The organism is Nocardia araoensis NBRC 100135 (genome assembly GCF_000308435.1).
Taxonomy (GTDB): Bacteria; Actinomycetota; Actinomycetes; order Mycobacteriales; family Mycobacteriaceae; genus Nocardia; species Nocardia araoensis.
This window is the reverse complement of record NZ_BAFR01000168.1, coordinates 76933-83475: the sequence shown is the minus strand read 5'-3', so window position 1 is coordinate 83475 and position 6543 is coordinate 76933. Positions and strand designations below refer to the sequence as shown.

At 71.9% G+C, this 6543-nt stretch carries 6 protein-coding genes and 1 pseudogene; all 7 read left to right on the top strand.

Going from position 1 to position 6543, the window contains the following annotated elements:
• Nucleotides 1-189: pseudogene (locus tag ON21_RS23670) on the top strand (ABC transporter substrate-binding protein); the annotation flags it as partial.
• Complete coding sequence (locus ON21_RS23665; protein ID WP_245562700.1) at nt 186-1115, top strand: ABC transporter permease; 930 nt, start codon at nt 186-188, stop codon at nt 1113-1115. The pseudogene ON21_RS23670 and the gene ON21_RS23665, both read left to right, overlap by 4 nt.
• On the top strand, nt 1112-1930 hold the full coding sequence (locus ON21_RS23660) for an ABC transporter permease (protein WP_039800857.1): 819 nt from the start codon (nt 1112-1114) through the stop codon (nt 1928-1930). The genes ON21_RS23665 and ON21_RS23660 overlap by 4 nt, the downstream gene beginning before the upstream one ends.
• Nucleotides 1927-3645, top strand: coding sequence for an ABC transporter ATP-binding protein (locus ON21_RS23655; RefSeq protein ID WP_051021267.1), 1719 nt, complete (start codon nt 1927-1929; stop codon nt 3643-3645). The genes ON21_RS23660 and ON21_RS23655 overlap by 4 nt, the downstream gene beginning before the upstream one ends.
• Nucleotides 3646-3732: 87 nt before the next feature.
• On the top strand, nt 3733-4458 hold the full coding sequence (locus ON21_RS23650; RefSeq protein WP_051021268.1) for a lytic transglycosylase domain-containing protein: 726 nt from the start codon (nt 3733-3735) through the stop codon (nt 4456-4458).
• A gap of 112 nt (nt 4459-4570) precedes the next feature.
• A complete protein-coding gene (gene eno, locus ON21_RS23645) occupies nt 4571-5857 on the top strand; it encodes a phosphopyruvate hydratase (protein WP_039800855.1) in 1287 nt (428 codons plus the stop codon).
• An 89-nt stretch (nt 5858-5946) separates the two neighbouring features.
• Nucleotides 5947-6510: an FtsB family cell division protein gene (locus ON21_RS23640; protein WP_051021266.1), complete on the top strand. Its 564-nt coding sequence runs from the start codon at nt 5947-5949 to the stop codon at nt 6508-6510.
• The last annotated feature ends 33 nt before the right edge of the window (nt 6511-6543 follow it).

Genomic DNA, 6543 nt, shown 5'->3' with positions numbered 1-6543 from the left:
GCCGCGCGCACCGACGCGGAGTATCGGCAGGCCGATCAGCAGTTGCAACGCATCCAGTACGAGCGTGGCGGCTACCTGGTCTGGGGCATGGCCGACGGCATCGACATCGCCTCCTCCCGGGTGCGCGACCTGCCCACGCTCGGCGGATTCGCTCGGGTGCAGCTGGAAAAGGCCTGGCTGGCCGGGTGATTCTGTTCGCGCGACTGCTGCTCCGGCGCGTCATCCTGCTGGTGACGCTGCTGGCCTGCGTCTTCGTCGCCGTGGATCTGCTGCCGGGCAACACCGCCCGCGCGGTCCTCGGCCGGGAGGCCACGCTCGAGCAGATCGCGGCCAAAGAGCACGAACTCGGACTGGACCGTCCGCTGGCGGTGCGGTTCTGGAAGTGGATATCGGGCGTCGCCACCGGTGATTTCGGGCGTACCGCCCGGGGACGGCCGCTCGACGACCTGCTCGTCGACAAGTTCCCGCCCACGCTGCTGCTCGGCGGCCTCGCGCTCGCGGTGACCGTGCTCGCGTCGCTCGCGCTCGGCGCGTGGTGGGCGACGCGCCCCGGCGGCGTGGCCGCGCGCGTGCTGCAACCGACGACGACCACCGCGGTGGCCGTTCCCGAGTTCGTGATCGCCACGGTGCTGATCCTGGTGTTCGCGCTGGCGCTGGGCTGGCTGCCCGCGGTCACCATCACCGGCCGGTCGGGGATGCCGGCCGGACCGGAGATGCTGGTGCTGCCGGTGCTCGCGCTCGCGTTGCCCCAGGTCGGATGGAACACCAGGGTGGTGCGCGCCGCCCTGTCCGACGCCGCGCTCGCTCCGCACGTGGAAAGCGCCGTGCTGGACGGACTGTCGAACCGGGCGGTGCTGGCGCGGCACGTGCTGCCGTTCGCGTTGCCGACGATCGTCGCCAGCTTCGCCACCACGGTCGGCATGCTGCTTGGCGGCGCTCTGGTGGTGGAGACCGTGTTCAACTATCCCGGCCTCGGTGCGGTGCTGGCCGGCTCGGTGGCCGATCGCGACACCTCGGTGGTGGCCGCGGTGGTCGCGTTGTCCGGGGTGGTCATCATGGTCGTGCTCGCGGCCGCCGACGGCATCCGCGCCTGGTCGCTGCGGGGGCGGCGATGAAGGTCTCCGCCGCGGCCGTGAGCCCCGCGCGACTGCTCAGTCGTATCGCCGTCGCGCCGGCCGTGCTGGTCACGTTGCTGGCGGCACTGGGGCCGACGCTCGCGCCGCACCCGGCGGAGGAAGCGATCGGCATCCCGTTCGGCGATCCCGGTGCGGGCGCTCCGCTGGGCACCGACCGGCTCGGCCGCGATGTGCTCAGCCAATTGCTCTACGGCGGTTGGGGATTGCTACTGGTGGCGGCGGTCATCGCGGTGCTGGTGACCGGCTTGTCGGGCGTCCTCGGCGCGGTGGCGGCGCTGCGCCCGCGGATCGGCGAGTGGATCGAACTCGGCTCCGACCTGTTCATCCTGCTGCCCGCGGTGTTGGGCATCTTGCTCGTGCTGACCTCGTGGCCGGACGCGGGACCCTTGGGGCTGATCGTTCTGGCGCTGCTGTTCGGCGTCCCGTATTGCGCGCGAATCTTCACGGCCGCCGCCGCACGGGTCGCGGCATCCGGATATGTCGAGAGCGCGCGAGCCGCCGGTGAGTCGCTCGGGCATCTGGTGTTCCGGGAGGTGCTCCCGAACCTGCGCGCGGTCTCGACGACTCAGCTCGGGCTGCGTTTCGTGGCGGCGGTCTATCTCGTGAGCACGGCATCCTTCCTGCAACTTCCCACCACGCTCGGCGCGAGCAACTGGGCGGTCATGGTGCGCGAGAACGCCTCCGGCATGCTGCTCAACCCCTGGGCCGTGCTCGCCCCGAGCATGGCGATCGCGATCGTCGCGGTGAGCGTGAACCTGGCGGTATCGGCGTTCGGGCGAGGGGACCGGGAATGAACGCGAACGTGACGACGAGCGCGCGCCGGACGGCCGAGGCGAACGGCTCCGGGCAGGTCCGGGCCGACCTTGTCGCCGTCGACGGCCTGACCGTGCTGGGCATGGACGGGCGGGAGCTGGCCGGTCCCGCGACCTTCCGGATTCCCGCGGGTACCATCACGGCGCTCACCGGCCCGTCCGGGTCGGGCAAGACCACGGTGATGCGCGCCCTGCTCGGGCAACTGCCGTCCGCCGCGGCGCGTGCGACGGGCTCGGCGTCGGTCGCCGGACACGACGTGTTGACGCTGAATCGGTCAGCTTTGCAACGGTTTCGGAGTCGGCACATCGCCTACGTCGGGCAGGATCCGGGTTCGGCGCTGAATCCGCTGCTCCGGGTGCGCGCCCTGCTGCGGGAGGTCGCGCCGCAGGCCTCCGAGTCCACCATGACCGACACGCTCGCGCTGGTCGGCCTGTCGCCGGACTACCTGCGCCGCCGCCCCGGCGAGCTCTCCGGCGGCCAGCAGCGGCGCGTCGCGCTCGCCAGAGCGCTGATCCGCCGCACCGGTGTACTGGTGCTCGACGAGCCGTTCGCCGGGCTGCACGGCGCGCTGCGCACCGACATCGCCGGGCAACTCGCGGCACTCGCTCGCGAGCGCTCGGCGGCGATCCTGCTGTCCGGCCATGACACCGCGCTCGTGCACTCGATCGCCGACGACATCGTCGAGCTCGGTGTGGTCCGTCCACCTTCTCCGCCTCCGGCGCAAGGAAGCGGTACGCCGGGGAAGACGTCCGGTGCGTCGGCCGAGTCGCCAACGCGCCCGCCGGCCGCGACGTCCGCCGATCCGGTGGACGGCCGCACGTCCGCCGATCGGGCAGAACCTGCGCCGGCGCCGTATGGGAGAAGTGCTGCGCCGCCGCCAGAGCTCGCCGTGGCAGCACAGCCGGCGCCGACGCGCAACGGTCACCAGGCTGGGGCCGTCTCAGGGGGCAACCGACCGCCGGAGCTCGTGCTGCGGGCCGAAGGAATCAGCGCCTCGATCGGCGGACACCAAGTGCTCGCCGACATCGACCTAGCGCTCGCGGCGGGTTCGGCGCTCGCGGTGGTGGGCGCGTCGGGCGCGGGCAAGACCACCTTGGCGCGCGTGATCGCGGGCCTGCACCATTCGGCGACCGGTTCGCTCGAGTTGCGCGGCGACCCGGTCGCCGTCGGCGCGAACCGGCGAATCCGCTACGGCGCGGGCGGCATTCAGTTGGTCACCCAGAATCCCCGGTCCGCCCTCAACCCGCGCCGCACCGTGGCGCAAACGCTCGGCCGCCCGCTGCGGCGGATCGGGCGCGTCGCACGCCGGGACCTCGCGCGGCGGATCGCCGAACTCCTCGCCGCCGTCGAGCTGAGCGCCGACCTGGCCGCCCGCTATCCGCACGAGTTGTCCGGCGGGCAGCGTCAGCGAGTCGCGCTGGCTCGCGCCCTCGCCGCCGAACCCGCCGTGCTGCTGTGCGACGAGATCACCTCGGCGCTGGACCACACCACCGCGGCGGCGATCATGGCGCTGCTGGACCGGATCCGGTCCGAACGCGACACCGCCCTGCTGGTCATCACCCACGACATGGCCTTGGTCGCCGAATACTGTCCCCGGCTGCTCGTCCTCGACCACGGGCGCATCGTCGAATCCGGCCACACCGGAACGGTTCTCGCGGCGCCCGCGCACAACGCGACCAGCGAGCTGCTCGTCTGACCCGGCACCGGTGCGGGCCATGCGCGCACCCGACACGCGGTGCGCTCCGTCACCGCCCTGCCGGGTGTACTCGCCGACATCTGGATCATGGAAGGGGTGTTGCGAAAGACCGGCGTCTCGGCCGCCGTCGTGGTGCTCCTCGGGCTCGCCGGTTGCGGGACCGAACGCACCCCGATCCCGGAAGGCATCCCGCCCGGGCCGGGCACCCCGCTGCCCGTGATCGACTTGGACGCACCAGGCCGTACCGCCGTCCAGTTGCGCGGCTGGGCCGACGAGCAGGCCGATCGGCTCGGCATCCCGCCGATTGCGCTGGAGGCCTACGGTTACGCGGCGGCCGTGATGACCAGGGCCCGTCCGGACTGCGGTATCGCGTGGACGACGCTCGCGGGGATCGCGAGCGTGGAGAGCAAGCACGGCACCCATCGCGGCGCGCAGGTCGGCGAGGACGGCTCGGTGCGCCCCGCGATCATCGGCGTCCCGCTGGACGGCTCGCCCGGCGTCGCGCTGGTGGCGGACACCGACGGCGGCGCGCTCGACGGCGATCCGGTACACGACCGCGCCGTCGGTCCTCTCCAGTTCATCCCGGAAACCTGGAAGCGCTGGGGCGTCGACGCCAACGGAGATGGCGTCGCCGATCCGCAGAACATCGACGACGCCGCGCTCACCGCCGCCAGGTACCTGTGCGCCAGCGGTGGCGACCTCACCTCCGAGCACGGCTGGCAGCGGGCCCTGCTCACCTACAACCAGTCGCACAGCTACCTGCTGACGGTGCGCGACCGGGCCGCGACCTACAGCATCGGCCGCCGGGTGTGATCTCCCGATCCCCGGAGTGCCGGTTACCCGCCGCGCCGCCGGGGCGATAGGCTCGCAGCGCACGGCCCATCCGTGAGACCACCGTGTCAGCAGCCGAAGGAGTGTCGTTTTCGTGGCCATCATCGAACAGGTCGGAGCTCGCGAGATCCTGGATTCGCGCGGTAACCCCACCGTCGAGGTCGAGATCGCTCTCGACGACGGCACCCTGACCCGGGCGGCAGTGCCCTCCGGCGCGTCCACCGGCGAGCACGAGGCCGTCGAACTGCGCGACGGCGGCGAGCGCTACGGCGGCAAGGGCGTCCGCAAGGCGGTCGAGGGCGTGCTCGACGAGATCGCGCCCGCGGTCATCGGCTTGGACGCCGTGGAACAGCGCACCGTCGACCAGGTGCTGCTCGATCTGGACGGCACCCAGGACAAGTCCCGCCTCGGCGCCAACGCCCTGCTCGGCGTCTCGCTGGCCGTGGCCCGCGCCGCCGCCGAGTCCTCCGGCCTCGAACTGTTCCGCTACCTCGGCGGTCCGAACGCGCACGTGCTGCCCGTGCCGATGATGAACATCCTCAACGGCGGCGCACACGCCGACACCGGCGTCGACGTGCAGGAATTCATGGTCGCCCCGATCGGCGCGCCCACCTTCAAGGAGTCGCTGCGCTGGGGCGCGGAGGTCTACCACGCGCTGAAGTCGGTGCTCAAGGCCAAGGGCCTGTCCACCGGCCTCGGTGACGAAGGCGGCTTCGCGCCCGACGTGGCCGGCACCAAGGCGGCGCTCGACCTGATCAGCGAGGCCATCGACAAGACCGGCCTGAAGCTGGGCAGCGACGTGGCCCTGGCGCTGGACGTGGCCGCCACCGAGTTCTTCACCTCCGGCAGCGGCTACAGGTTCGAGGGCGTGGTGCGCTCGGCCGAGGAGATGGCGCAGTTCTACGCCGAGCTGATCGGCGCCTACCCGCTGGTGTCCATCGAGGACCCGCTGTCGGAGGACGACTGGGACGGCTGGGTGACGCTCACCGACCAGATCGGCGACAAGATCCAGCTCGTCGGTGACGACCTGTTCGTCACCAACCCGGAGCGACTGGAAGAGGGCATCACCAAGGGCGCCGCCAACGCGCTGCTGGTCAAGGTGAACCAGATCGGCACCCTGACCGAGACCCTGGACGCGGTGGAGCTGGCGCATCGCAACGGCTACAAGACGATGATGTCGCACCGTTCCGGCGAGACCGAGGACACCACCATCGCCGACCTCGCCGTCGCGGTGGGCAGCGGCCAGATCAAGACCGGCGCCCCCGCGCGCAGCGAGCGCGTCGCCAAGTACAACCAGCTGCTGCGCATCGAGGACGCGCTCGGCGATTCGGCGCGTTACGCGGGCGACGTCGCGTTCCCCCGCTTCGCGTTCGAAGGCTGAAACGCGGTTCGAGCGACGGGCCCGGAGGAGTAGCGTGCGTTATCACGCAGAACGCCGGGAGTACCGCGAAGTAGAGACCGAGGCGTGAGATGACGGAGCGACGTGCGCGTGGGACCAGTCCAGCCGGACGCGGGGACCGCCGCACGTCGCGTGCCGCCGGATCGCGCCCGGCCGACTCCGCCGCCAAGCGCGGTCGCAGGCGGTCGGAGTCCGCGGAGAAGCCGAAACCGCGCAAGAACGCGTCGGGTCCGGTCGGCGACAAGCACGATCACACGTTCCTCGGGCTCTCCACCGGCAAGGCGGTGATCCTGGCGATGGTGGTGTGCGGGCTCGCGCTCACCCTCGCCGTGCCGACGCGCACGTACTTCACCCAGCGCGCCGAGGCCGCGCAGCTGGCACAGCAGCGTGAGGAGCTCGAGACGGATCTGGCCCGGTTGCGGGATCGTCGCGCGCAGCAACAGGATCCGGCCTACATCCGCAGCGAGGCGCGCGACCGCCTGCGCTTGGTGATGCCCGGCGAGACGCCGTACATCGTGCAGGTGCCCGGCATCGAGGCGCCCGCGCCGCCGCCCGCGCCCACCAGAGCCAGGGAACCCGAGCCCTGGTACACCGATTTGTGGCGCAGCATCTCCGAGCCGCCCCCGGCGCCCTAGGCCGCCGCGCCACCACCTCGAGCACCGGAAGGA

Coding starts and splice junctions, on each gene's coding strand:
- ON21_RS23660 (WP_039800857.1), top strand. CDS start 1,112: ATGAAGGTCTCCGCCGCGGCCGTGAGCCCCGCGCGACTGCTCAGTCGT.
- ON21_RS23650 (WP_051021268.1), top strand. CDS start 3,733: ATGGAAGGGGTGTTGCGAAAGACCGGCGTCTCGGCCGCCGTCGTGGTG.
- ON21_RS23640 (WP_051021266.1), top strand. CDS start 5,947: ATGACGGAGCGACGTGCGCGTGGGACCAGTCCAGCCGGACGCGGGGAC.
- ON21_RS23655 (WP_051021267.1), top strand. CDS start 1,927: ATGAACGCGAACGTGACGACGAGCGCGCGCCGGACGGCCGAGGCGAAC.